The sequence below is a fragment of the Niallia alba genome (genome assembly GCF_012933555.1).
GTDB classification, from domain to species: Bacteria; Bacillota; Bacilli; order Bacillales; family Cytobacillaceae; genus Niallia; species Niallia alba.
The window spans coordinates 2178263-2203514 of the sequence record NZ_JABBPK010000001.1 but is presented as its reverse complement, the minus strand read 5'-3'; the positions used below and the strand labels follow the sequence as shown (position 1 = coordinate 2203514).

At 36.2% G+C, this 25252-nt stretch carries 22 protein-coding genes; 1 reads left to right on the top strand and 21 read right to left on the bottom strand.

Annotated elements, in window-relative coordinates; genetic code table 11:
- Positions 1–255: 255 nt before the first annotated feature.
- The 7 genes from pgsA to yfmF form a co-directional block, all read right to left on the bottom strand.
- Positions 256–834 carry a CDP-diacylglycerol--glycerol-3-phosphate 3-phosphatidyltransferase gene (pgsA, locus tag HHU08_RS10445; RefSeq protein WP_016201198.1) on the bottom strand — a complete coding sequence of 193 codons (579 nt, stop codon included), beginning with the start codon at positions 832–834 and terminating at the stop codon, positions 256–258.
- A 114-nt stretch (positions 835–948) separates the two neighbouring features.
- Positions 949–1827, bottom strand: a complete 879-nt coding sequence (locus HHU08_RS10440; RefSeq protein ID WP_040342572.1) for a helix-turn-helix domain-containing protein — start codon at positions 1825–1827, stop codon at positions 949–951.
- Positions 1828–1846: 19 nt separating this feature from the next.
- A complete protein-coding gene (locus HHU08_RS10435; RefSeq protein WP_016201196.1) occupies positions 1847–2638 on the bottom strand; it encodes a YmfK family protein in 792 nt (263 codons plus the stop codon).
- A gap of 397 nt (positions 2639–3035) precedes the next feature.
- Positions 3036–3293 (bottom strand): DUF3243 domain-containing protein, encoded by a 258-nt coding sequence (locus HHU08_RS10430; protein ID WP_016201195.1) that lies wholly within the window; start codon positions 3291–3293, stop codon positions 3036–3038.
- A gap of 94 nt (positions 3294–3387) precedes the next feature.
- A complete protein-coding gene (gene ymfI / locus HHU08_RS10425) occupies positions 3388–4110 on the bottom strand; it encodes an elongation factor P 5-aminopentanone reductase (RefSeq protein WP_016201194.1) in 723 nt (240 codons plus the stop codon).
- An 82-nt stretch (positions 4111–4192) separates the two neighbouring features.
- Complete coding sequence (gene yfmH, locus HHU08_RS10420; protein ID WP_169188391.1) at positions 4193–5476, bottom strand: EF-P 5-aminopentanol modification-associated protein YfmH; 1284 nt, start codon at positions 5474–5476, stop codon at positions 4193–4195.
- Complete coding sequence (gene yfmF, locus HHU08_RS10415) at positions 5476–6756, bottom strand: EF-P 5-aminopentanol modification-associated protein YfmF (protein ID WP_169188390.1); 1281 nt, start codon at positions 6754–6756, stop codon at positions 5476–5478. Before yfmF ends, yfmH begins: the two co-directional genes overlap by 1 nt.
- Positions 6757–7201: 445 nt before the next feature.
- Between yfmF and gpmA the strand changes: the two genes are divergently transcribed.
- Positions 7202–7993 (top strand): 2,3-diphosphoglycerate-dependent phosphoglycerate mutase, encoded by a 792-nt coding sequence (gene gpmA, locus HHU08_RS10410; protein WP_101730006.1) that lies wholly within the window; start codon positions 7202–7204, stop codon positions 7991–7993.
- 132 nt (positions 7994–8125) lie between these two features.
- On the opposite strand, the gene HHU08_RS10405 is transcribed toward gpmA, so the two are convergent.
- The 14 genes from HHU08_RS10405 to asd form a co-directional block, all read right to left on the bottom strand.
- Positions 8126–9088, bottom strand: a complete 963-nt coding sequence (locus tag HHU08_RS10405; protein WP_016201188.1) for an ABC transporter permease — start codon at positions 9086–9088, stop codon at positions 8126–8128.
- Positions 9089–10147: an ABC transporter permease gene (locus HHU08_RS10400; RefSeq protein WP_016201187.1), complete on the bottom strand. Its 1059-nt coding sequence runs from the start codon at positions 10145–10147 to the stop codon at positions 9089–9091.
- On the bottom strand, positions 10140–11675 hold the full coding sequence (locus HHU08_RS10395) for an ABC transporter ATP-binding protein (RefSeq protein WP_016201186.1): 1536 nt from the start codon (positions 11673–11675) through the stop codon (positions 10140–10142). The genes HHU08_RS10400 and HHU08_RS10395 overlap by 8 nt, the downstream gene beginning before the upstream one ends.
- A 260-nt stretch (positions 11676–11935) precedes the next feature.
- The gene (locus HHU08_RS10390) at positions 11936–13003 is read right to left on the bottom strand and encodes a BMP family lipoprotein (RefSeq protein ID WP_016201185.1); all 1068 of its coding nucleotides are present in this window, start codon (positions 13001–13003) and stop codon (positions 11936–11938) included.
- 61 nt (positions 13004–13064) lie between these two features.
- Positions 13065–13796 carry a GntR family transcriptional regulator gene (locus tag HHU08_RS10385; RefSeq protein ID WP_016201184.1) on the bottom strand — a complete coding sequence of 244 codons (732 nt, stop codon included), beginning with the start codon at positions 13794–13796 and terminating at the stop codon, positions 13065–13067.
- A gap of 383 nt (positions 13797–14179) precedes the next feature.
- Positions 14180–16516, bottom strand: coding sequence for an FtsK/SpoIIIE family DNA translocase (locus HHU08_RS10380; RefSeq protein ID WP_016201183.1), 2337 nt, complete (start codon positions 16514–16516; stop codon positions 14180–14182).
- 94 nt (positions 16517–16610) lie between these two features.
- Positions 16611–16880: a hypothetical protein gene (locus HHU08_RS10375; protein WP_169188389.1), complete on the bottom strand. Its 270-nt coding sequence runs from the start codon at positions 16878–16880 to the stop codon at positions 16611–16613.
- A 55-nt stretch (positions 16881–16935) separates the two neighbouring features.
- Entirely contained in the window at positions 16936–17148 is a 213-nt protein-coding gene (locus HHU08_RS10370) for a YlzJ-like family protein (protein WP_016201182.1), read from the bottom strand.
- Complete coding sequence (locus HHU08_RS10365) at positions 17145–17885, bottom strand: ClpP family protease (RefSeq protein ID WP_016201181.1); 741 nt, start codon at positions 17883–17885, stop codon at positions 17145–17147. Before HHU08_RS10365 ends, HHU08_RS10370 begins: the two co-directional genes overlap by 4 nt.
- Positions 17886–18127: 242 nt before the next feature.
- Positions 18128–19801 (bottom strand): ribonuclease J, encoded by a 1674-nt coding sequence (locus HHU08_RS10360; protein WP_169189654.1) that lies wholly within the window; start codon positions 19799–19801, stop codon positions 18128–18130.
- 201 nt (positions 19802–20002) lie between these two features.
- Positions 20003–21340, bottom strand: coding sequence for an amino acid permease (locus tag HHU08_RS10355; protein WP_169188388.1), 1338 nt, complete (start codon positions 21338–21340; stop codon positions 20003–20005).
- A 338-nt stretch (positions 21341–21678) separates the two neighbouring features.
- Positions 21679–22542, bottom strand: a complete 864-nt coding sequence (gene dapA / locus HHU08_RS10350) for a 4-hydroxy-tetrahydrodipicolinate synthase (protein WP_016201179.1) — start codon at positions 22540–22542, stop codon at positions 21679–21681.
- Between the two features lie 52 nt (positions 22543–22594).
- Entirely contained in the window at positions 22595–23812 is a 1218-nt protein-coding gene (dapG, locus tag HHU08_RS10345; protein ID WP_169188387.1) for an aspartate kinase, read from the bottom strand.
- 365 nt (positions 23813–24177) lie between these two features.
- Positions 24178–25224: an aspartate-semialdehyde dehydrogenase gene (gene asd / locus HHU08_RS10340; protein ID WP_016201177.1), complete on the bottom strand. Its 1047-nt coding sequence runs from the start codon at positions 25222–25224 to the stop codon at positions 24178–24180.
- Between the last annotated feature and the right edge of the window lie 28 nt (positions 25225–25252).

The window sequence follows — 25252 nt, the reverse complement described above, 5'->3', positions numbered from 1 at the left end:
ATGTTTTCTAAAAGATTGTTGTTTTAGCTTTTTAAGAATACACGTAGACTCTTGCAGGAATTAGTGAAACAGGGAAAACTCCCAAAGGCTGGTGCCGAGGAGGTCCCCGCTCGCTCCAAAAAAATTGAAGTGTATTCAGAGACTGCGGGTTACAAACAACAAAATTTACGAAAACAGCCTCATAAAAAAAGACATCTCTTTATAAAGCAATATTCGCTTGTAATAGTAGATGTCCTCTTTTTTTATTCCTCTATTTTATTTGGATGAAACAAAAGCTTGTTTGTTTTTTGCAAAATAATCCCAACCAGACCAAACTGTAAAGAACAATGCAACCCATAACGCAATCAAGTCAAGCGGAAGAGATATAAGTTCAAAAATCATATTATGTAATAAAAGTGCCGAGATGGCAACAATTTGTGCCCAAGTTTTTATTTTCCCGAGCATGTTTGCAGCGACCACTTCTCCACCACCAGCAAGCACTAAACGCAAGCCAGTTACAGCAAATTCTCTGCTTATAATAACAATAGTAATCCACGCAGGGGCCATATCTAATCCAACTAATACAATTAATGCAGAAGAAACGAGTAATTTATCTGCTAAAGGATCTAAAAATTTCCCTAAATCCGTTACTAAATTATATTTTCGCGCAAAGTGTCCATCAATCCAATCTGTGGTTGAAGCAATAATAAAAATCAAGGCACCGATAAAATGTGTCATCGGCAATGTGACACCTAAAAGCGTCAGCTCTCCCCATGGAAAATCTATTAGCATGATTACTAGAAAGACGGGGATTAATAAAATTCTTGCTACGGTAATCCTATTTGGTAAATTCATCTTACATCCTCCATTACCATGACGATAATCGCCACTTCCATAAAAATAATTAAAAACATTAGTATTATAACCTAAATACGTTAGAATAGCGAAAAATAGCCATCGAATGGATGACTATTCTTCTTTTAAATATTTAATGACAAGATCCTGTCTAGAAGAAGAATCACCAAGCTCTAATTTCTCATCATTAACAAAAACATCTACCTGACTATTTCCGATTATGATATGAGCTTCTGTTTCTTTTGATAAATCTACTTCCTTGGATTCAGATCCACCTTTTTCAATAATACCTTGGAAAAAAGAATAGTTTTTGCCATTTTGAATATCTACCCAAACTTTTCCTGTTGCCACAAGCTTAACAACAAACTTTTCTGCATTTTTAACTTCATAAGTAGTTGTTCTTCCAACTGTATCTTGTTTCGTAATCTCTTGTTTCGGTGTCTCTTCTTCTACTTTTTCCTCTTCTTCTATTACTTTTTCTTCATCTTTATTAGCATCTTCGTTAGCTTTCTCTTTTTCCTTCTCCTCTAACGCATCAGATCTCATATAAACTGAATTTTGTTCACCTGTATTATTGGATTGTTTTTCTGGATTAGAATCTTTTGCAAACACAAAATACCAAACCAAGAAAACAACTGCTAACACAAGGATAGCAATAAGGATAGTAGGCAGAATATCAAATACTTTCGAACTGCCTCCATCTAATGATCTTCTCGAGTTTACTCTTGATAAATTTTGCGGCAACTCATCGTTTACCGTCGTCGGTACCTCATCTTTATACTCTTCAAATAATTCTTCTGGTACTAAATCTACGGCTTCCGCGTATTGTTTGATAAATGCCCGCGTATAGAATTTACCTGGCATCATACTGTAATTACCTTCTTCAATGCCAACTAAATAGCGGACTTGAATTTTTGTAATTTCTTGTAATTCTTCTAACGTTAGTCCTTTGGCTTCCCTAGCTTCCTTTAATCGATTTCCTAATTCACTCAAGATAACACCTTCCAACTTACTAAAAATCAAAACCCTCGAATTCACTTTCTAAGGCAAAAGTATTCTTTTTATGAACATCATAAAGAATCTCCTCGCCTGGCTCATGTCTTAACTCAATAATATAATCAAAATCATCTAAAGTGTATTCTGTATTATGTACAAAGGCGTCGGGATGTTCTACCACTTTGATGCATGGCAGGCGCATCACTTCTCTAATTACTGCCCAATGTCGCTCATTAATTTGCTTGGAAGATACAATTCCATCCATAATAAATAAATTGTTTTCATTATATTCTCCTTGCATTAAGGACTGGCGAATTGTTTGCTTTAACAAAGTGGAACTTAATAAAAGCCATCTCTTATTGGCACAAACACTAGCAGCAACAATAGACTCGGTTTTACCTACACGCGGCATCCCTCTTATGCCTATTAATTTATGGCCTTCTGTCTTAAATAATTCAGCCATAAAATCGACCAACAGTCCCAGCTCATAACGAACAAAACGAAATGTTTTTTTATCATCAGCATCTCTTTGAATATAACGACCATGTCTCACCGCAAGTTTATCTCTTAAAGATGGTTCTCTAAGCTTGATTACTTTTATTGTGTCCATTGTATAGAGAATAGATTCTAACCTTTTTATTTGTTCCTTATTTTTTGCTAACATTAATAAGCCGCGACGTCCATCGTCCACCCCATTAATGGTGATAATATTAATAGAAAGCATCCCTAGTAAAGAGGAAATATCCCCTAATAGGCCAGGTCGGTTTTTTTGAATTTCGTATTCTAAATACCATTCCTTCTGTTCCAAAAAAATCCTCCTACAATTATCAAGTGAAATTTTCTAGTCTTTTAATTTCTATCATATAGGAATGGTATAAATAATCAAGAAAAAAGGGGTAAAAATAGAAAAAAAGATAGACCTTTACTCGAAAGTCTGTTTTCTAGAAGAATCATGCTTTATTTTTTAAAGGAAGACCGTAAATTTCTGTATTTATTTGAGGATGAGTGGCGATATTTGATAATGCACTTCCTCTGTTACCTTTTGCTTTGTTTTTTCTTGCGCTCGCTCACTGACAAGCTCTCTCTGTTCCCTTTCCCTTTTTTTCCAAAGTCAATTCAGTCACTGATCCAACTTTCCGACAACGGAAGAAGCTCGATAAATAGACTTATTCCTTCGTCTATTTATCGAGCTTCTTTTCCTAAAATTATTTTGTTCCGTTATTGTGCACTAATTTTACCATCATATTGGCAATTGCATGTTGTTCTTTTTCATCTGCAACTGACCATAGATCAGAAAGAATCTTTTCTTGTTCGTTTTTAGGTTGAACTTGGTTAGATAAGTAATCTCCAATTTGGAAAGCAAGGTCTCCGATTACCGCTTGGCTCATGCCCTCATTTTCCGCATGATGAAGACGATCTGCTAAAAAGTCTTTCCATTGATCCCAATTTTCTAATATAGACATACTGAAATTCTCCTTCCATTGCTTAAATGAATTACATCATTATTTTGGTTAGTTCCAAGTAATAATATGCATGGAAAGCAATTGGAAAAGCTATCTATACATACCAGCCACCATTTAGAGAAAGGATTTGGCCAGTCATATAAGAAGATTTTTCTGATAATAAAAAGGCCACGCTTTCTGCCACTTCTCTTGGGCTCCCCAATCTTCCCATTGGTATTTCTTCTGTAATCAGCTGCATTTCTTCTGGCGAAAATGTATGAAGCATATTCGTTTTAATGGCACCAGGCGCTACAGCATTGACACGAATCCCGTTGTAGGCTAATTCCTTGCTTAATGCCTTTACAAAGCTTATTTGTGCCCCTTTAACGGCAGAATACGCTACTTCCATCGCCGCACCTACCTGTCCCCAAATACTTGTAATAACAATAATATTACCACTTTGTCTAGATAGCATTTTGGGTAATATTGCTTTTGTTATACACATTAATGAATGAACATGGATATTCCATAAAGCTTTCATTTCTTCCTCTTTGAGATCGGTAAATAATCCGTATGTACTGATACCACTCGCATGAATGATTCCATCTATTGTAAAAATATTTTCCACTATTTTTTTATAGTCGTTTTCTTGTTGTAAATCTGCTTGAATCGGTAAATATTCTCCATCATACGCAGATAGTGATTCTAAAAGCTGCTTTATTGCCGTTTCATTTTGATGATAATGCAAATAAAGGGAATAACCTTCTTTAGCTAACTGTTTCGCAATTGCTTGGCCGATTCCCCCAGAGGCACCAGTAATTAAAATCCATTTCCCCATTATTACTCCACTCCATTGACTTTTAGTTACACATAAACAGCAACAGACACAAAGAAAACTATTTCTTTGTGTCTACAAATGCTTATTTAGGCACCACTTGACAAGTGGTTATTCTTTCTTCTGCTAATAATTTATTCGCTGCATTCTTTATATCTTCAACCGTAATTTCTTCAACTGCTGGTACTACATCAAATAAATTCATCTCATTAAATGCATAGCGCGTAAATTGGTTAGCGATGTATTCTGGTGAATTAATCGCGCGCAAAAATGCACCAATTTTCTTTTTCTTTGTTCTATCTAGTGTTTCATTTGCGAAATCCGTAGTTTTTGCTTTCATTAAGATATCTTTGATTGCACTTTCCAATCGATCAGGATCACTCGTATCGCCACCGATCATCGCAAATCCAAAACCATGCTCCTGTGTGTAATCATAAGAAAAAGTATCATCAATTAAGCCTTCTTGAAAAAGGTTTTGATAGTTTTCAGAGCTTTCGCTGAATAGAAAATCTAATAATAAATTAATGCTCCACTCTTGTTTCATCATTTCTTTTCCTGATTGCTCTACATCAATTCCTTTAATTCCAATCAAGCATTTTGACGTATGCACATTCATTTTCAATACTTGCTTTTCTTTATTTACATGCTCTGGTTCACTAGCAAATTTGCGCTGGATTTTACTATGATTGGTATAATCTTTTTTCTCCTGATTTTCTTTTATATGGGCCATGTATTCTTCTGGATCAACTGGTCCCACAATAAAAAGTAGCATATTACTTGGATGATAGAACGTATTGTAGCACTCATATAACATATCTTTCGTAATGTGTGAGATTGATTCAATCGTGCCAGCAATATCAATTTTCACCGGATGATTTACATACATATTGTCAATTAAGCCAAAATATAAGCGCCAATCTGGATTATCATCATACATCGTAATTTCTTGACCGATAATTCCCTTTTCTTTTTCCACGGTTTTTTCCGTGAAATAAGGCTCTTGCACAAAGTTTATGAGCGTTTCTAGATTATTAGCTACATTGGATGTACTCGAAAATAAGTAAGCTGTTCTCGTAAAGGATGTAAATGCATTAGCACTTGCTCCTTGTTTACTGAACTCTTGAAAAACGTCTCCGTCTTCTTTTTCAAATAATTTATGCTCCAAGAAATGGGCAATCCCATCAGGAACTTGGGTAAATTCAGAACCGTCAAGGGGAATAAACGTGTTATCTACCGAACCATAATTAGTTGTAAACGTACAAAATGTTTTATTAAAACCTTTTTTCGGCAAAATATATACTTTTAGTCCATTCGCTAATTTTTCATAATATAATTCTTCTTGCAACTGTGCAAATTCTATTTTTTCCATTATGCATTCCCCTCCGATCCGGTTAAGAAATAAATAGTGTCTAATTCAATCTTCTTGGCAGCTTCGATAATTTCTTCTCTCGAAACTTTACTCATAATGTGGAGCCACTCGCCCATTTCGACATATTTGTCACTTACGCTGTTATGATAGAATAGTTCGATCATGCCGCGGGAGGTGTCTAACGTTTCAAGCATTTGATTATGAATCACTGCTTTTGTTTGCATTATTTCTTGATCAGAAAACTCGCCTTTTTTCATTAGCTCCATCTGTTCCTTAATAATCTTTACTGCTTTATCGTAATTTTGATTATCAATCCCCGACATTACGAGCAGCAACCCTTTATGACTTTCAAGACGACTTGCTGCATAATAAGCAAGACTTTCTTTTTCCCTAACATTAATAAATAACTTGGAATGCGAGAAGCCTCCATAAATGCCGTTTAGCACTTGAAGGGCAAAATACTCTGGGTCTCCATAAACAACATTTGTACGGAATCCCATATTTAATTTCCCTTGTTTTATATCCTGAACTTCACGAACCTCTTTTACTTCTCTAGCTTCGTGAGGCGTTCTGCGATCAATAGACTTTACCGTTCTTTCTTTAAACGGAAATAATTCCTCTAGATATGCGTCTACCTCTTCTTCCTGAATATCACCGACCATATACAGATCAATTTGATCCTCTGTTACTGCTTTTTTGTAATAAGAATACAGGGATTGTGGTGTAATGCTATCAACTTCGTCTTTTTCTCCATATACGCTTAATGCATATGGTTCATCTTCACACATTACATCAATCACACGTTGGTTAGAATAACGCATTTTATCATCATAAATGGATTGAATTCTTTGCTTTAAAGCCCGTTTTTCATTTTCAATTACGTTTTGATCGAAACCATTCTCGGAGACATTTGGCTGAAAAATAACCTCTGCTAAAAACTCCAGTCCCTTTTTCAATAAAGGAGTTGGATCTGATAAAAACTTTTCGTTTGCTATTTCTAATGAAAAAGAAACAATATGGTACTCACCTTTTTTCGCAAGATCAATAAAAAAAGTAGCTCCGTAAAGTTCTTCCACATAGGAACGAAGCTTTGCTGTGGATGGATATTTCTTCGTGCTATTTTGCATCACATAAGGAAGAAGCGCCCTGTGTGTCGCATTTTCTTTTGTAATGGGAGTTCGCCATTTCACCACAATCGTATTCGTTTTAAATTTTCCTGTCTTTACTGTATGTAATTGAAAGCCGCTATATTTCGTAATCTTTTCTGTTGCTACACTCATAACATACCTCCTACGTATCCTTCACTAATCATACACTATTTGTTAGTATTAACTCTATTCATAAGGTTATTCTTACAAAGTCTAGATTAGGATAATTTTTCCCATCATCTTATGGATTCTACTTGGCCTATATCTTTTCCTTCTTTATGGTCTAGCTAAACACGGAACAAAAGGTTTTCTTATTTTTCACATCCACATCTATGAAAGTTATTCCATTTAATATGCAAAAAATTGCGTTTTATCCCTATTAACTGTTTAAAAGATTATTTAAAGAGAAATAAGAACAAAATAAAGCGAAACTTCCATAAGTGGGGGTTTTCCTTCATCCCCCACTTATGGTTAGTTGAACCAATCGGACCTTTACATGTGCTTGAGGTGGAAGTCTTACTGTCCGTTAAGAGTGAAATAAAGGAATCATTAAAAAGATAAAAAGGAGAAATATGCTATGCCGAAACTTGTTTTAATCCGTCATGGAGAAAGTCTTTGGAATGTAGAAAATCGTTTTACTGGCTGGACTGATGTTGACCTGTCTGAAACAGGATTAACAGAGGCTAGAGAAGCTGGCATTATTTTAAATAGTAATGGTTACACTTTTGATATTGCTTATACATCCTATTTAAAAAGGGCTATCCACACATTATGGATCATCCTTGCTGAAATGGATAGCATGTGGATTCCAGTGTATAAAACATGGAAGTTAAATGAACGCCATTATGGTGCACTGCAAGGACTTAACAAAGCAGAAACAGCTGAGCAATATGGACTGGATCAAGTACAAAAGTGGAGAAGATCAATGGATATCAAGCCGCCTGCATTAAGCAAAGATGATCCTCGATATACGATTAACGACCCAAGGTATCGAGAGCTTAAAGACGGGGAATTCCCTTTAGCAGAAAGCCTTGCAGATACGGAAAAAAGAGTGTTAACATTCTGGAATGAAGAAATAGCACCAGTGTTAAAAGAAAACAAAAAAGTTATCATCACAGCACATGGTAACACACTTCGAGCTATCATACAGTATTTAGACAACATTTCACCGGATGGGATTGCATCCTTGAACATTCCTACGAGCATTCCTCTAGTATATGAATTAGATGACAACACACTTAAGCCAATTCGTCATTATTATTTAGATATGAAGGGCGAAGTACCTGCGAATGTCATTCCAAAACATATTCCGATTGAGTTACTGGATAAAGAAGTAAAGAGCAAGGCGATTAATACCCATGAGGAATAAATAAATTGATCCTATTTATTACGTATATATTAGGTGATTTGTACCTATTGTTGCTTCGAATATGAAAAAAGCGCCCACTTTAAAAAAGTCGGTCACTTTTTTCATTTTATAAAAATAACTAGGAAATTTTATTTATCTACTTCCTTTAATATAAGGAACACCAGATGCTTTTGGCGCATCTGCACGACCAATAAAGCCTGTTAATGCAATAATCGTTAATACATATGGTGCAATTAACAGATACACATTTGGAATGTTTTCTAAAAACGGTAAACTGCTACCAACAATACTCAAACTTTGAGCAAAGCCGAAGAAAATCGCAGCTCCCATAGCCCCAAGCGGATTCCATTTTCCGAAAATAAGGGCAGCAAGTGCCATGAACCCTTGTCCACTAATAGTAGCATGTGTAAAATCATTTGTAATCGACTGGGCAAATACACCACCGCCGATTCCGCCAAATGCCCCAGAAAGAATAACAGCAATATAGCGCATTTTTGTTACGTTAATTCCCATCGTATCTGCAGCCATTGGGTGTTCCCCTACCGAACGAAGACGCAGGCCAAACGGCGTTTTATACATCACATACCAAGCTATGATAGCGATAATAATTGCTAAGTAAGAAGTCCAATACGTATTGGAGAAAAATAAATCACCAATCACCGGTATATCTTTTAACACGGGAATATCAATTTTCTTAAAGCTATAGCGAATGGTACCTGTTTGCCCTTTTCCATCATAGATTAATTTCACTAAAAACATAGCAAGACCTGCAGCAAGCAAGTTAATTGCCACACCGGAAACGGTTTGATCGGCACGGAATGTGATACTTGCCACCGCGTGTAGGATTGAAAATATCGCCCCAACAACCATCGCAACAAGCAACGAAATCCAAGGTGTCCAAGCACCGAGACTATCTGCAAATGTTAAGTTAAAAACAATGGAGGAGAAAGCTCCCATCACCATTAGACCTTCTAATCCAATATTAACAACTCCAGCTCTTTCGGAAAAGTTACCGCCAAGAGCAGTAAAGATTAGCGGAGCAGCAAACAATAGCGAAGAGGGTATGACAATTAATAATACATCCATTAATCCCATTTACTTCTCCCCCTTTTTACTTTTATTTTTACTTAATCTATCCAAGAATAAGCGGATCATGTAACTTGATGCAACAAAGAATACGATTAAAGCAATAATGATATCAACCATCTCATTTGGTACACCTGCTTCAAGTGGCATATTTAAGGAACCTACTTTTAAGAAACCAAACAAGCATGCTGCAAGTACAATTCCTAGTGGTCCATTTGCCCCAAGTAACGCTACCGCAATTCCATCAAATCCAACACCAGTAAATCCACCTTTATTACTTACATATTCGAAAGTTCCTAAGCCTTCCATTGCTCCTGCAAGGCCTGCAAAAGCACCAGAGATAACCATAGATAAAATAATATTACGGTTAACATTCATCCCAGCATATTGAGAAGCCTTTTGGTTAAAACCAACCGCTTTTAATTCATAACCTTTTACTGTCTTTTCTAAAATCACCCACATAAGAATAGCGCAGCCTACTGCGATTAAAATCCCCCAATGAAGACGAGAATAATCGGTAATACTAGCTAAAAACTCTGAGCGTAAACTAGCAGATGGCGGAATTGTTTCTGTACGGTCTGCCTTGTCTGTAAGAACATTTCGAATCAAATAATTAGATACATGTAGGGCAATATAGTTCATCATGATACTTACGATAACTTCATGTACTCTAAATCTTGCTTTTAAAAATCCTGGCACAAATGCCCATAGTGCTCCAGCTGCTGCAGCAGCTAATACTGCTAGTGGTAAATGAATGATTTTTGGTAGATCAAACGCAATACCAACCCAAACAGCAGCAAGCCAACCAACAATTAATTGTCCTTCTACCCCGATATTAAATAGTCCTGTACGAAAAGCAAAGGCAACTGCCAGACCTGCAAGAATCAATGGAGTAATTTGGCGAACTACTTCTCCAGTGAAATAGATTTCACCAAACGCACCATTCCAAAGTGCCGTATAGGCATCTCCAGGATTGTATCCTGTTGCAAACATTATGATTGTACCAACAATAACCCCTAATAATACGGAAATAATTGGAATACTAATTTTCTTTATTGTATTAGACATTATTCTCCACACCCACTTTTTTAGCATTCGATCCTGCCATTAATAATCCTAACTCTTGTTCTGTTGTAGTCTTTGGATCAACAGTAGCAATAATTTCCCCGTCGAAAATAACGGCAATTCGGTCACTCACATTTAAGATTTCTTCTAGCTCAAAGGAAATTAATAATACTGCTTTTCCTTTATCTCGTTGTTCGATTAAACGTTTATGAATAAATTCAATCGCGCCGACATCCAGACCTCTCGTAGGCTGAGCTGCAATAAGCAAATCAGGATCACGGTCTACTTCTCTACCAATAATTGCTTTTTGCTGGTTTCCACCAGAAAGTGCTCTTGCAGGAGTGTGAATACTTGGTGTTCTCACATCAAATTCTTCGATTAATTCGCTTGCCTTTTTCTCTATTTCTGTTTGATTTAAGAATCCATAATTAGAAAATGGTCTTTTATAATACGTTTGCAATGCCATGTTTTGTCCAATTGAAAAATCAAGGACTAAGCCATGTTTATGTCTATCCTGTGGAATATGACCAATTCCACTTTCCGTGATTTTCCGTGGCGTCAAGACACTAATTTCTTTGCCATTGAGGGTAATGCTACCACTATTTTTCTTCATTAATCCAGTGATTGCCTCAATGAGCTCTGATTGACCATTGCCATCTACACCGGCAATCCCGACAATTTCACCTGCTTTAACATCTAGGTTAAGAGAGTTCACTACATGAACACCGCGACTGTCTTTCACCGTTAAATCTGTAATGTTTAATACTGTTTCTTTCGGATTTGGAGCTTTCTTCTCTGTTTTAAAGGACACTTCACGGCCAACCATTAAGTTTGCAAGTTCATTTGGGTTTGTATCTTTTACATTATAGGTTCCGATACCTTCGCCTTTTCGAATGACCGTCACACGATCACACACTTCCATAATTTCTTTTAATTTATGGGTAATTAAAATAATCGATTTTCCTTCTTGAATTAGCTTACGGAAAATGCCAATTAATTCTGTAATCTCTTGCGGCGTTAAAACAGCAGTTGGTTCATCAAAAATTAAAATTTCTGCTCCGCGATATAATGTTTTTAAAATTTCTACCCTTTGCTGCATTCCAACAGAAATATCAGCAACTTTCGCTTTCGGATCAACCGCAAGACCATATCGTTCAGAAATTTCTCTTACTTCTTTTTCAGCTCTTTTCAGATCAATTTTCCCTTTGCTTACTGTTTCTTTTCCTAAAATAATATTTTCCGTAACAGTAAATGTATCAATCAACATAAAATGCTGATGAACCATTCCAATTCCTAAATCATTTGCGATATTAGGATTTGAAATGTTAACTACTTCCCCACGTGCACGGATTTCCCCTTTTTCTGGCTGATACAACCCAAAAAGAACATTCATAAGCGTTGACTTTCCTGCACCATTTTCCCCTAAAAGTGCATGAATCTCACCTTTTTTTACTTGAAGGGTAATATTGTTGTTTGCAACAATACCAGGGAATTCTTTTCGAATATTTAACATCTCGATTACATATTCCATCTAATCCACTCCTTCTTTACCTCACAGATAAATGATTAAGCTTTAAAAAACAGTATGATGTCAAAGAATTTATTTTTCTAAAACAATCCACAAAGGAAATTATGTAATTTTTATGTTACGATAATTCCAGCTTATAAAATTTTGAATAAAGAATAGAATAACACTTCTACTCTTTAGTTAAAATTCTATTTTTTGTCGTAAAAAAGGAATAAGTGTTTGCATTGCAAACCACTTATTCCTGGAAAATTAGCATATGCTATTTACTTAACAGTATCAGGAACAGTGTACTCACCGTTTTTAATTTTTGCAGTCCATTCTTCAACAGCTGCATCGATTTCTGCTTTGTTTTCTACTTCTTCATTAATTGCTGCTAGACCAACACCATCTTCTTTTAAGCCGTAAACAGTAGTTTCGCCACCAGGGAAATTACCTTCTTTGGCTTTAGTTGAGATATCTTGTACTGCAGTAGAAACACCTTTTAATGCAGAAGTTAACACAATATTATGATCTCCTACAGCGCCTTCTGCTGCTTGGTCAGAGTCAACACCGATTGCCCAAATGTATTTTTCAGGGTCTTTTTCTTTTAAATCACGTGCTTCAGAGAATAATCCAGCACCAGTTCCACCAGAAGCATGGAATACTACGTCAGCACCAGAAGAGTACATTTTACTTGCAATTGTTTTACCAATTTCAGGTTTATCAAAAGCACCAGCATATTGTACATCTACTTTAATATCAGGGTTTACCGCTTTAACGCCATCAACGAATCCAGCTTCAAAACGCCCGATAACTTCTCCTTCTACACCGCCGATAAAGCCGATTTTTTCAGATTTAGTAGCATGAGCAGCTGCTACACCAGCTAAGAAAGAAGCTTCTTGCTCTTTGAAAGTAATACTTGCTACGTTTGGTTGATCTACTACAGCGTCAACGATACCAAAATGAGCATCTTTTTGTTGTTGAGCGATTTCTGAGATTGCGCCTTCCATCATAAATCCAATACCAAATACTAGATCATTTCCTTGACGAATTAAGCTGTTTAAGTTAGTAGCATAATCTGAATCTGATTGTGATTGTAGGTAATCAATACCATTACCTTTTGATAGGCCATTATCTTCACCAAATGCTTGTAAACCTTCCCAAGCTGATTGGTTAAATGATTTATCATCAACACCACCTACATCTGTTACCATTGCAACTTTAAATGAGTCTTTATCCTTATCACCTTCTGCTGCATTGTCGTTACCTTTGTCATTACTTCCACAAGCACTTAATACAGTCCCAGCAGCTAGTACTAAAGACAGTGCTAAGCCAAATTTACGCTTCTTCAAAGCTTGTACCCCCTAGATTTTGTTATTTAGTAAGAAAATTTACGATTAGTTTGTCCAGCTTTTAAGAATAAATGCGTTTTCTTAATACTTGAAAGCTAAACTTATCGGATCGAAAATAATTTACTGAATAAAGAATCGGCTCATCCTTCTCATCATAATGCATCTGTTTTAAAACAAGCAGAGCAGTTTCTGGTTCGCATTGCAGAATGGGAGATACTTTCTCATGATATCCAATCGGTTCGATTTGTGCCACAGCGTATGTAATATGTCTTTGACTATCCGATTCCAAGAACTGAAAAATCGATTCTTGATCGTATGAAAATCGGTCAGGCAAGATTTTCTGCGGCAATTTATCAATACAATAAACAACCGGTTCGCCATTAGCTGTTCGAACTCTTTCGATAACGAGCAGTTCTTCCTCTTGCATAGCGGAGAAGCGTGTCGCATCTTCTTCAGTGGCAAACATCGTGTTTGAGCTTAGAAATATGGTGCCTGGATTCATTCCTGCCTGCATAATCATATTCGTGACACTATTTAATTGTTCTATGCCAGAATTAAACAATGGCTTGCTGTTAACAAATGTGCCAACACCATGTCTTCTGACAACCACATTTTCTTCTTCCAATGTACGAAGTGCTTCTCTTAACGTCGCACGACTTACACCTAAAGTTTTTGCAAGCTCGAATTCAGAAGGGAATTTTTCTTTTTCTTTATATACTCCCATCTTAATGTCTCTTTTCAGACGATCAACGACTTGCAAATATAAATGTCTCGTATCCGATTTAATTAGCATATGATGTTCCTCCAAACATTTCTAAGACATCAGACCTCTGATGTTCAATCATTCCTACTAATCGAAAATACTATAACACTTTTTGACTAATAAATAAATAGACTTTTAAGAATTTCGTCGAAAAAATACTGAAATGAGAGATTGTTCGGAAATCAATCGTTTTCAATTGTATATTCTTGTAAAAATAACGGTTAATCCCCCCTCTTTTTCCTCCGTTACTCGAAGGATTGTTCTGAATATACGATAAAAAAGGAACCTGAAATAGGTTATACTATTTCAGGTTCCCTTTGTTAAATATGATTATTTACTATACATTTCAATAGAGTTCTTTATATTTAAATATGGATCATTTCTATTCATGCATACTAATTCATATTTATATTTTATTGTATATTCATTTCTTCTGGCCCTTTTGAAATGAGGACGGTTCTAGGTTTACTACCCTCATATGGTCCAACTACCCCGCGGGCTTCCATTTCGTCAATTAATCTTGCTGCTCTCGTATAGCCAATACGAAATCTTCTTTGTAACATGCTAACAGACGCTGTTTGCATTTCGACTATTAATTCAACTGCGTCGTTATACAGCTCATCTTCGACTGCTCCTGTGACTTCGACAATTTCATCTGGGATCATTTCTTCCTGGTATTGTGCCTTCTGCTGTCCAATAACGAAATCGACTACTTCTTCTACTTCTTCATCAGATAAGAATGCACCTTGTACCCTAACCGGTTTACTTGCACCATAAGGGAAGAATAGCATATCTCCTCTTCCTAGTAGCTTCTCTGCTCCTCCCATATCTAAAATAGTACGAGAATCGGTCTGAGAGGAAACGGCAAAAGCAATTCTGGATGGAATATTAGCTTTTATAACTCCTGTAATAACATCAACAGATGGACGCTGAGTTGCAATGATTAAATGGATTCCAGCGGCACGCGCCATCTGGGCAAGCCTTGTAATGGCATCTTCTACATCAGATGAGGCTACCATCATTAAGTCAGCAAGCTCGTCCACAATCACAACAATAAATGGCAGAAGGGGCTGCTTTTCCTGTTCTTCTGCATTATAGCGTTTGATATATTCGTTGTATCCTTCAATATTTCTTGTCCCTGTATGAGAGAATAAATCGTATCTCCGCTCCATTTCACTGACGACCTTCATCAATGCTTGCGATGCTTTTTTCGGATTGGTTACAACTGGTGCAAGTAAATGAGGAATACCATTATAGACATTTAATTCAACCATTTTCGGGTCAATCATCATTAGTTTCACTTCATGTGGCTTTGCTCTCATTAAAATACTTGTAATGATCCCATTAATGCAGACACTTTTCCCGCTTCCTGTTGCTCCAGCAACAAGTAAATGGGGCATCTTATTTAATTCAGCACATACTGCTTCTCCTGTAATGTCCCGTCCAAACGCGATCATCAACTTAGAATCAGGTTTATCATTTTTACTTGATTCTAAAACTTCTCTTAGCGAAACTACTGCGACTTCTGAGTTTGGCACTTCAATCCCAATAGCAGATTTCCCTGGGATTGGTGCCTCGATCCTAATATCTTTCGCTGCTAGCGCTAATGCTAAATCATCACTTAAATTGACTATTTTACTTACTTTTACCCCTTCGCTTGGATGAACTTCATACTTTGTAACTGCTGGTCCTAAATGTACCTCTGTTACTCTCGCTTTTACTCCAAAACTATGGAATGTTCTTTCTAATTTAGCAGCATTTGCATGAATTTGCTCATATTCACCACTTTGATCTGCCTTTCTTGGCAGCTTTAATAGTTTTAAAGGAGGAAGCTCATAATCTTTATTCTCCACTTCCGTAAAAGTAATTGGGACAACATCCCCCTCATCTAACGGCTCGTCCATTGGTTCTACAACAGAATCTTCCGGAATGGGCTCATCTTGGTATGCTCTTTCCGCAAAAGTATTAATGATTGGCTCTTGTATGTAGGCTTCTTCCTCTTGAGATGAAGGATTCACGATGATGGCTGGAGTTGTATTTTGCTCACGCTGATTATTCTCTCTCCTTGCCTGTTTGTCTGCTTTGCGTTTTTCTTTATTTTTTTGGATAGATTCTTTCCAATCTTTCATATCTTGCACAAAAGCAGCCCATTGATCTTGAGTAAAATTCCAAATACTTGATAATACTTTTTTAAAGGCACCACTTAAAGTTTTACCTGTAAGCAAGATAAAACCAATCATAATCACAATAAAACTTATAATCTGTGTACCTACCGTATCGAATAAATAGTGGAAGAGGGCAAACAAAACGGCACCGATCATTCCACCGCCTAAATCAATATTCGTTGCCTGCTTTTCTACTTCCATCCAAAATAATTCCCAAGTATTATAAATCACACTTGGATTCGTAAAATTGCCTTGACTTGCAAGCAACTTAAATAGTGTCACATGACTGAGTAACAAAACGGCACTAACAATCAAATAAATGCCATTTAATTTTGTATGGAACATATAAGGCTTTTCTCGCTTCCACATTAAATAACCACCGTATACGATTAGCCCAATTAGGCAAAGCATATACCACTCTCCGAAAAAGAAACGGAAAAAAGAAACCATTGTTGCTCCTACGGCACCTAGTTTAAGAATAGAGATAAAACTTAATGCCATTATGACGAGAGCTGTTAGTTCATATTGTATCGTTAATTTAAGATGTTGTTTTTTTCTTGTTTTTCTTTTTTTTCTTTTAGCCATCTTGATCACCTAATATTTAAAATTATCTTCCTCATTTGTAATAAAGAAGCAGCCTAAGGCTGCTTCTTTATTGATTACTATATTATATCATAGTTTATAAAGCGAAACTTCTATCAGTAGGTTTTTTTATCCTTTGCTGTTGATAGAAGGCGGATGTTTGCTGTTGCGTTTTTTGGTTTGGCTGATTTGCTGTCTGCTTTGGCTGATATCTCGTTCGGTTGGCTGATTTGCTGTCTGCTTTGGCTGATATCTCGCTCGTTTGGCTGATTTGCTGCCTGCTTTGGCTGATATCTCGTTCGGTTGGCTGACTTGCTGCCTGTTTTGGCTGATATCTTCCCAAATTTGCTAATAAATCAAATTTCAAAGTAAGTTTCTCTCCTTATCATTCCCTCTAATCGACTTTTTCAGATAAAAAGCCATTAAATTGTTGGAATTTTTGCTCCTGGTTGCATTTCTGTATGCAGATAATGATTTGGATCGGTGCTAAGTACTCTAATGACTTCAAATTCATTTGACTCATTTCTAGCCACTAATAAAGGTATACCGTTATACTGAATAACTTGTTGTCTTTCATAGATGTCTTGACTCATTGGGAAAATTAATTCTTCAGGCATCATTGTATACATAATCATTGAATAATCCCTTCATTCTGTTCTTTATTGGCATCAATCAATTCATTTAGCTTTTTCATAGCATCTCCTACGCCGCCAACAGAGTCAATAAGTCCAGAAGTAACAGCATCACTTCCAATTACATTTGTCCCGATATCTCTTGTTAGATTTCCTTTAGCAAACATTAAGTCTTTAAAATTTTCTTCACTAATTTTGGAATGTTTTGTTACAAAGTTAACGACTCTCTCTTGCATTTTATCTAAGTATTCGAATGTTTGTGGGACCCCGATAACGAGACCTGTCAAGCGGATTGGATGAATCGTCATTGTTGCTGTTTCTGCAATATAAGAATGATCACAGGACACAGCAATTGGAACACCGATTGAATGCCCTCCTCCTAATACTAAGGAAACAGTTGGTTTAGAAAGAGAAGCAAGCATTTCAGAAATAGCTAATCCAGCTTCTACATCGCCCCCAACAGTATTTAAAATAACAAGTACCCCTTCAATTTTCGGGTTTTGCTCGATTGCTACAATTTGGGGAATTAGATGCTCATATTTCGTTGTTTTATTTTGCGGTGGTAATTGTAAATGTCCTTCAATTTGACCAACAATCGTTAAACAATGTATTTTGGAATCCTGAGATAGCTGCGGTACATTTGTTTGTCCCAACTGTTGGATTTTTTCCATTAAGCTAGATGGTTTATCCTCTTTCGGCTGTTCCTCAGGTTGAGCGTTATTATTATTTACTGAAACCATAAAGTTCTCCCTTCCTAAAAACCATAATAGTCTTAGTATGAAGCGAGAATCACTATTTCATGCGGCTGAAATCGAAAAGACAATTCACCACATTTACTATCGAAATGAAAGAATATTATTTTACGGTGTTGCTTTTAATTTTTGCATTCACATCCGAGTAATAAAATGTTAATCAACTGTCTGAATGCATAAAAAACAACCGTCTTACCAATGTATTCAATCGATAAAGACGGTTGTGTGTATTATTTTCTAGCCGGTTTTACTTCCATAATAATTGGCAAGATCATCGGTCTGCGTTTTGTTTTTTCATAAAGGAACTGGTTTAATGTATCTCGTATATCTTGCTTGATTCCAGTCCAATCAAAGCTATCCTTGCTGATACTTTTTTCCACAATATCTCTTACTCGGTCAGAAGCTTCTTCTAATAACTTTTCTGATTCACGAACATATACAAAGCCTCGTGTAATAATTTCTGGACCAGCAGAAATCTTTCTTTCCGCCTTATTTAACGTTATGACAACCGTTAAAATACCATCCTGAGATAGTAGCTTACGATCTCTTAAGACAATATTTCCAACATCTCCAACACCGCTGCCGTCAATTAAAACATTTCCTGCTGGAATCTTGCCGCCAACACGGAGCGTATCTTCCTTATATTCAAGAACCTCTCCTTGTTCAGGAAGATAAATATTTTGCGGAGCTATTCCGCATTCAATCGCAATTTTCTCATGCGCTTTTAATACACGGTACTCTCCATGGATTGGCAAAAAGAATTTAGGCTTCATCATATTAATCATGAATTTTAACTCTTCTTGGCTGCCATGATTGGAGCTATTGAATGTTTTATAGCCTGCAAGTAGTGTTGCACCTGCTCGATATAGTTTATCGATTGTTTTTCCAACAAATACTTCGCTTCCTAAGAAGGAAGACGCTGCAAATAAAACAGTATCTCCTTCCATAATGCTTGCTTGTTTCTGATTTTTCTTTACCATCTTTTGCAGTGCTTCAATAGGTTCCCCTTTTGTGCCAGTTGTAATGATTACCATTTGGTCTTGTGAATATGTTTGAAGCTCATTATAGGAAACGATTGTTTCTTCGTTCACTAACAAATAGTTATGCTTTAAGGCAATTTGTAATACTCTTTGCAAATTCTTGCCAATAATTGCGACTTTACGATTTGTTTTTTCTGCAGCATCAATTATATGCTGGATTCGATTTAAGTCAGTAGCAAAACATGCAGCAATGATACGACCCTTTGTGTGTAAAAATGCTTCAATTAAGCTTTGTGTTACAATAAAGTCAGTTGTAGAATAACCTGGTTTATCTGCATTCGTACTATCAGAAAGTAAAGCTAATACTCCCTCTTCGCCTATCTTTGCCATCTCACCATATTCTGGCTTATATAAATCACTTGCCGTCTGGTCGAATTTGAAATCCCCAGTATGTACAATTGCGCCTTCTGATGTATGGATAACGATCCCAATACTATCAGGGATACTATGATTCGTCTTAAAGAAGGACACCTTTGAGGAAGCAAATGTTAGAACGGATTTAGAGGTAACAATTTCAAATTGTGCTTGTCCTTTGAAGTCCTGCTCTTTCATCTTTTCCTTTGTCAGTTCAGCTGTTAAAAGCGTCGTGTAAACTGGAACATCCAAATCTCTTAAAATATAAGATAAGCCTCCAATATGGTCTTCATGTGCATGTGTTAGGAAAATCCCTTTTACTCTGTCTTTGTTTTGCTTTAAATACGTGATATCTGGAATAACAATATCAATTCCCAACATTTCATTTTGTGGATACATTAAGCCAGCATCAATTATAAATATGTCTTCATCCACTTCGACTACAAACATATTTTTTCCGTTCTCGCCCACTCCACCGAGTGCGACCAGCTTTATTTTTTCATTTTTCATCACTTTTTGTTTCCTCCTATGTTGAGTTAAGCCGACCATTGATCAGTTATGATTATTATACTTGATGTTTAAAAATGTTTACAACCAATTTTATGAAATCTTCCTTTTGAAAGAGCTTTTTCTGCCAAAAATCGGGATGTTTACTTTTGGTATCCACCTTGATTTCATAGGCTTTTTCCATAGAAAATTACTATTTATTTTTCACCGCTTATTCGACTGAAATTTAAAAATAGAAATAAATATTACGACTGCAAAACAAGCTAAACATGCCATAATACTAATTCGGTTTGCCTCATCGAACAAGAAACTAATACTAATAATTGCTAAGCATATAACCGTAAAAATGGGAATAAACGGATAACCCCAAATTTTAAAGCTTGGCTGAAATGGATAAGATCTTCGTAACTTTAGTTGCGCTAAACATATCGTTATCCAGACAATCGATACAACAAAACCTGGAAATGCCATTAATAAAGAGAATACTTGATCTTGCTTCACTAATGCAATCATAGAGCCTGCAATTAAAATAACAGCTGTAACCATTAAACTATAAAGAGGTACTCCACTTTTATTTACCTTACTAAATGCCTTTGGACCTTGTCCTTCTATAGCAAGGGAATACATCATTCTTGTACATCCATATATACCCGAATTTGCTGCAGATAACACGGCAATAATTAAAACAAAGTTCATAATATGTGCTGCGCCAGACAATCCGGAAATAGAAAGTACTTGTACGAAAGGACTAGAAGCTTCTGTTAGCTCGTTCCAAGGAATTAGTCCACAAATAATTAGAATTGGTAGTGTATAAAATAAAATAATTCGTAAAATAAAGCTTTTAATTACTTTAGGTAGTATTTTGTCTGCATCTTTTACCTCTGTTACCGTTACTCCAATCAGTTCAGAGCCACCATAGGAGAACATAACAATTAATAATGCTGAAAAAACAGACATCCAGCCATTTGGGAAAAATCCACCATTCTCTGTGTAATTTTGCAAATAATTCGTTTCTCCTGATGGAATGATTCCAAATAATACCGCTGCTCCTAATATAATAAAGAGAATAATCATTCCAATTTTAATACCTGCAAACCAAAATTCAAATTCACCATAATTTTTAACATTCATTGTATTTACTGCGATTAATACAACAGAACAAATAATACTTAAAATCCATAACGGGATATCTGGCAGCCAATATTGCAAAAAGCTTCCAGCAACAACAACTTCAATCACGCATACAGCAAGCCATAGAATGCAATACATCCAGCCAATAATGAACGCCATTCGATCACCAAAAGCTTTCCCGATAAAACCTTTCATATTAGTATTCGGATAAATAATAGCCATTTCTGCAATACTTCCCATTACGACAAGCAATAATAGTCCAGCAAATATATATGTAAAGATAACGCCTGGGCCGGCAATAGACACTGTTTCGCCGCTTCCTTTAAATATCCCTGTTCCAATTGCTCCTCCCATTGCCATTAGACTAATATGTCTTGGCAACAGATTTTTCTGTAACTGATTTTTTGCCATGTCTTCTCCTCCGTACTTCACTCATTACTTTTAAAATTTTCTTCTACATTCGCACATTCACTATGTATCCAATCATAATCAATTACAAGTTTAGAAACAAGCTTTTCTTGTGATGCTATCCAACAAAAAAGTCAGAAGAGCTAGCATTCTCTGAAGGAATAACCAATGGCAATACCATAATTTATGGTATGCTGCAGGCTTACCCGTAATAAAAGAGAGAGCTAAATTCTTCTGACACATATACATTAAATAAAGCTTATTTATCGGTATGAAGGAAATTCACAAAATTATTTTCGTATTTTTATAAATTATTTTGGATAAGCGTAAGCTAACATAACTTATAAAAATCTTGCAAGTTCTGTTCGTTCTTCCTCTGTTAATGGTACTAAAGGTAAACGAACTGAACCAACATCAAATCCTTTTAATTGCAGTGCAGTTTTGACAGGAACAGGGTTAGGTGCTTTAAATAAAGCTAACATAAGAGGAAGTAATTTTTGATGCATTTTAGAAGCAGCGTCTATTTTTCCATCTAAAAAAGTACTTACCATTTCTTGCATTTCCTTACCGATTACATGAGAAGCAACCGAGATTACCCCAGTTCCACCTACAGATAACAACGGCAATGTCAAACTATCATCTCCACTGTATACATAAAAATCATCTGGTGTAGATGCAATAATTTTCGTGATTTTATTCAAATTTCCGCTAGCTTCTTTTACTGCTACTATGTTTTGAATTTCGGACAAGCGAATAATAGTTTCTGGTTCAATATTAACAACAGAACGACCTGGAATATTATATATCATAACGGGAAGTTTTGTAGATTCTGCAACTGCTTTAATATGTTGATACAAGCCTTCTTGATTCGGTTTGTTATAGTATGGTCCAACTACCATAACCGCGTCCACGCCTGCAAGTTCAGCTTGTTTCGTTAATTCGATGGACTCATATGTGTTATAACTGCCAGTTCCTGCAATGATAGGAACTCTCTTTTCCACTACCTTTACCACATGTTTAAATAAAGCAATCTTCTCTTGTTTGGATAATGTTGGCGATTCTCCAGTTGTACCAGCTACCACTAAAGAATCTGTTCCGTTTTCAAGTAAATGATTAATTAACTGTGTTGTTTTTGGAAAATCTATATGTCCCTTGGCATCAAATGGTGTAATCATGGCCGTTGACACCCTACCAAATAAACCCATCGTTCCACTCCTATTCTCATCTCGATCTCGTCGTATCTATATCGTATCTTTTCTATTCTTTCTCTAGTTCAAATGCATCATGCAATACATTAACAGCACTTACTAAATCATCCTGTTTCACAAGTACCCATATCGTCGCATGGCTATCAGCTGATTGGAGAATTCTAATTCCTTTATTTGATAGTGCTGTAACGATTTTAAATGTGACACCAGGTACACCGGCCATTCCAGCACCAACAACGGATACCTTTGCACATTCTCTTTCAATAACAGGTTCATAACCCATATTCTCAAGAACAGCTATCGCTTTGTTTGTCATTTCATTTGTAACTGTATAGACGACACTGTTTGGTGAAATGTTGATAAAGTCTACACTAATTTCTTCATTAGCCATCGCTTTAAATACTTGTGCTTGCAAATCATATTGGTCTTTTTTCGCAAATACCTTAATTTGTGTTACATTCGCTACATGAGCTATGCCAGTAACAGGTCTCTCTTTAATATCACTGCCTCTGCTTTCTGGATTGCTTGATGTAACAAGTGTACCAGTACCTTTAGAATACGTAGAACGAATTCGAATCGGCACCTTTGCCTGCATAGCAATTTCTACTGCTCGTGGATGGATAACTTTCGCCCCTTGGTATGCCATATTACATACTTCTGAATAAGTGACAACCGATAATGGACGAGCATTTTCTGCAATTCTTGGATCAGCTGTCATAATCCCTTCTACGTCTGTAAAAATATCAATATATTCAGCATTAAGTGCAGATCCTAAAGCAGCTGCTGAAGTATCACTTCCGCCTCTACCTAATGTTGTTATATCGCCATTTGGTGCTGCTCCTTGGAAACCAGCTACTACTACGACATCATGATGCTCTAACTCTTGCAGAATTCGGCTGCAATCCATTTCCATAATTCTTGCGTTGGTAAAATCATTATTTGTCTTAAAGCCAGCTTGCGCACCTGTTAGTGAAGTTGCAGAAATCTGATTTTCTAATAATAGCTGCGTAAATACTACACTAGAAATAATTTCGCCACACGACATTAACAAATCATTTTCCCTTCTGCTAATACTCGATTCGGATCCACCGACTAAGGATAATAATGTATCGGTTGCGTATGGCTCCCCTTTACGTCCCATTGCGGAAACAACTACAACTACTTTATACCCTTCACTTAATGCATCTTTAATATGATCTTTTGCTTGAATTCGGCTTTTTTCATCTCTTACCGATGTTCCACCAAATTTTTGAACCATTATCTTCACAATAAACACCTCTGAACACTTTCTAAAAGAGTGTAATATAAGGGTGCCTTTTTCTAGAACAAATTTGAGGTCTCTCTATCAATAAAAACTAAAGATAGAGATTAGCCTCATTCATCATTTTACTAGGAGGATCCCTTGTTGATTTGGACTTAGTTACTTTACCCTTGAGTCCGTTGATTTTACGAAAAGTATTCCTAAAAAAGAGAATCTCTTTCAGATAGATACTTCCTGATATGAAAGACAAGAATTTGGCACGCCAGCCATTGCGGTGTCCAAACTTGTACTTCCTGTATGTAGAAATAATCGAATCTACTTACAGGCACATTCCTGCATTCCATTCTTACAGTCTTGCCTTTCTAAGTTGCTTAAACAAGCTCTAATTTAATTAGACTTTCTGCTATTTGAACAGAGTTCCATGCGGCACCTTTTAATAAATTATCTGAAACTACCCACATATGGAATCCATTTTTCACATCTAAATCTTGACGAATGCGTCCAACAAATACATCGTTGCTTCCAACACAGTCTGCAGGCATTGGATAGATTTGATTATTTGGATCATCTTGAAGCACAATACCAGGTGCATCACCCAGTAATTCTTTTATTTCAGCAACCGTTACTTGATCATTATCTAATTCAAAATAAACAGATTCAGAGTGACCTGTAGCAACTGGAATACGTACACATGTTGCCGCAACTTTTAAGTCATCTGCATGCATGATTTTTTTTGTTTCATTAATCATTTTCATTTCTTCATAAGTGAATCCATTTTCTGTAAACACATCGATTTGCGGAACTGCATTGAAAGCTATTTGGTAATGTTTTTTATCACTTTTCACTGGAAGAATTTTCGCCTCAAACGCTTCGTTATTTAGAATAGCTTGCGTTTGACTATTTAATTCCTCTACTGCAGCTGCGCCTGATCCAGAAACAGCTTGATAAGTAGATACTAATACTTTAGATAGCCCATATTTTTCTTTTAATGGTTGTAAAGCTACAACCATTTGGATAGTAGAACAGTTTGGATTAGCAATAATACCATTATGTTTATGAAGGTCTTCTTCATTTACTTCTGGTACTACTAATGGCACATCTTTATCCATACGGAATGCGCTTGTATTATCAACAACAATCGCTCCATGTCTAACTGCATGTGGAGCAAGGTCCTTCGATACCCCACCGCCTGCGCTAAATAACGCGATATCAATTCCTTTAAAACTATCTGGAGTCGCTTCTTGTACCACAAATTCCTTCTCTTTATAAAGAACTTTTGTCCCTGCTGAACGTTTTGATGACAAAAGAGTTAAGGTTGAAATCGGAAAATCTCTGCTTTCTAATGTTTTAATCATTTGTTGACCAACAGCCCCTGTTGCTCCAACTACTGCTACGTTATATCCTTTTAATTGCTCCATTTAAGGTTCTCCTTCCAAAGGCTTTCTC

Excerpts from the sequence above, each read along its gene's own strand:
- HHU08_RS10380 (WP_016201183.1), bottom strand. The coding sequence starts at position 16,516 with ATGGCTAAAAGAAAAAAAAGAAAAACAAGAAAAAAACAACATCTTAAA.
- HHU08_RS10365 (WP_016201181.1), bottom strand. The coding sequence starts at position 17,885 with ATGGTTTCAGTAAATAATAATAACGCTCAACCTGAGGAACAGCCGAAA.
- yfmH (WP_169188391.1), bottom strand. The coding sequence starts at position 5,476 with ATGGAAAAAATAGAATTTGCACAGTTGCAAGAAGAATTATATTATGAA.
- gpmA (WP_101730006.1), top strand. The coding sequence starts at position 7,202 with ATGCCGAAACTTGTTTTAATCCGTCATGGAGAAAGTCTTTGGAATGTA.
- yfmF (WP_169188390.1), bottom strand. The coding sequence starts at position 6,756 with ATGAGTGTAGCAACAGAAAAGATTACGAAATATAGCGGCTTTCAATTA.
- HHU08_RS10385 (WP_016201184.1), bottom strand. The coding sequence starts at position 13,796 with ATGCTAATTAAATCGGATACGAGACATTTATATTTGCAAGTCGTTGAT.
- HHU08_RS10395 (WP_016201186.1), bottom strand. The coding sequence starts at position 11,675 with ATGGAATATGTAATCGAGATGTTAAATATTCGAAAAGAATTCCCTGGT.
- ymfI (WP_016201194.1), bottom strand. The coding sequence starts at position 4,110 with ATGGGGAAATGGATTTTAATTACTGGTGCCTCTGGGGGAATCGGCCAA.
- pgsA (WP_016201198.1), bottom strand. The coding sequence starts at position 834 with ATGAATTTACCAAATAGGATTACCGTAGCAAGAATTTTATTAATCCCC.
- HHU08_RS10430 (WP_016201195.1), bottom strand. The coding sequence starts at position 3,293 with ATGTCTATATTAGAAAATTGGGATCAATGGAAAGACTTTTTAGCAGAT.
- HHU08_RS10370 (WP_016201182.1), bottom strand. The coding sequence starts at position 17,148 with ATGATTATGTATACAATGATGCCTGAAGAATTAATTTTCCCAATGAGT.
- HHU08_RS10355 (WP_169188388.1), bottom strand. The coding sequence starts at position 21,340 with ATGGCAAAAAATCAGTTACAGAAAAATCTGTTGCCAAGACATATTAGT.
- HHU08_RS10400 (WP_016201187.1), bottom strand. The coding sequence starts at position 10,147 with ATGTCTAATACAATAAAGAAAATTAGTATTCCAATTATTTCCGTATTA.
- dapA (WP_016201179.1), bottom strand. The coding sequence starts at position 22,542 with ATGGGTTTATTTGGTAGGGTGTCAACGGCCATGATTACACCATTTGAT.
- asd (WP_016201177.1), bottom strand. The coding sequence starts at position 25,224 with ATGGAGCAATTAAAAGGATATAACGTAGCAGTAGTTGGAGCAACAGGG.
- HHU08_RS10405 (WP_016201188.1), bottom strand. The coding sequence starts at position 9,088 with ATGGGATTAATGGATGTATTATTAATTGTCATACCCTCTTCGCTATTG.
- HHU08_RS10360 (WP_169189654.1), bottom strand. The coding sequence starts at position 19,801 with ATGAAAAATGAAAAAATAAAGCTGGTCGCACTCGGTGGAGTGGGCGAG.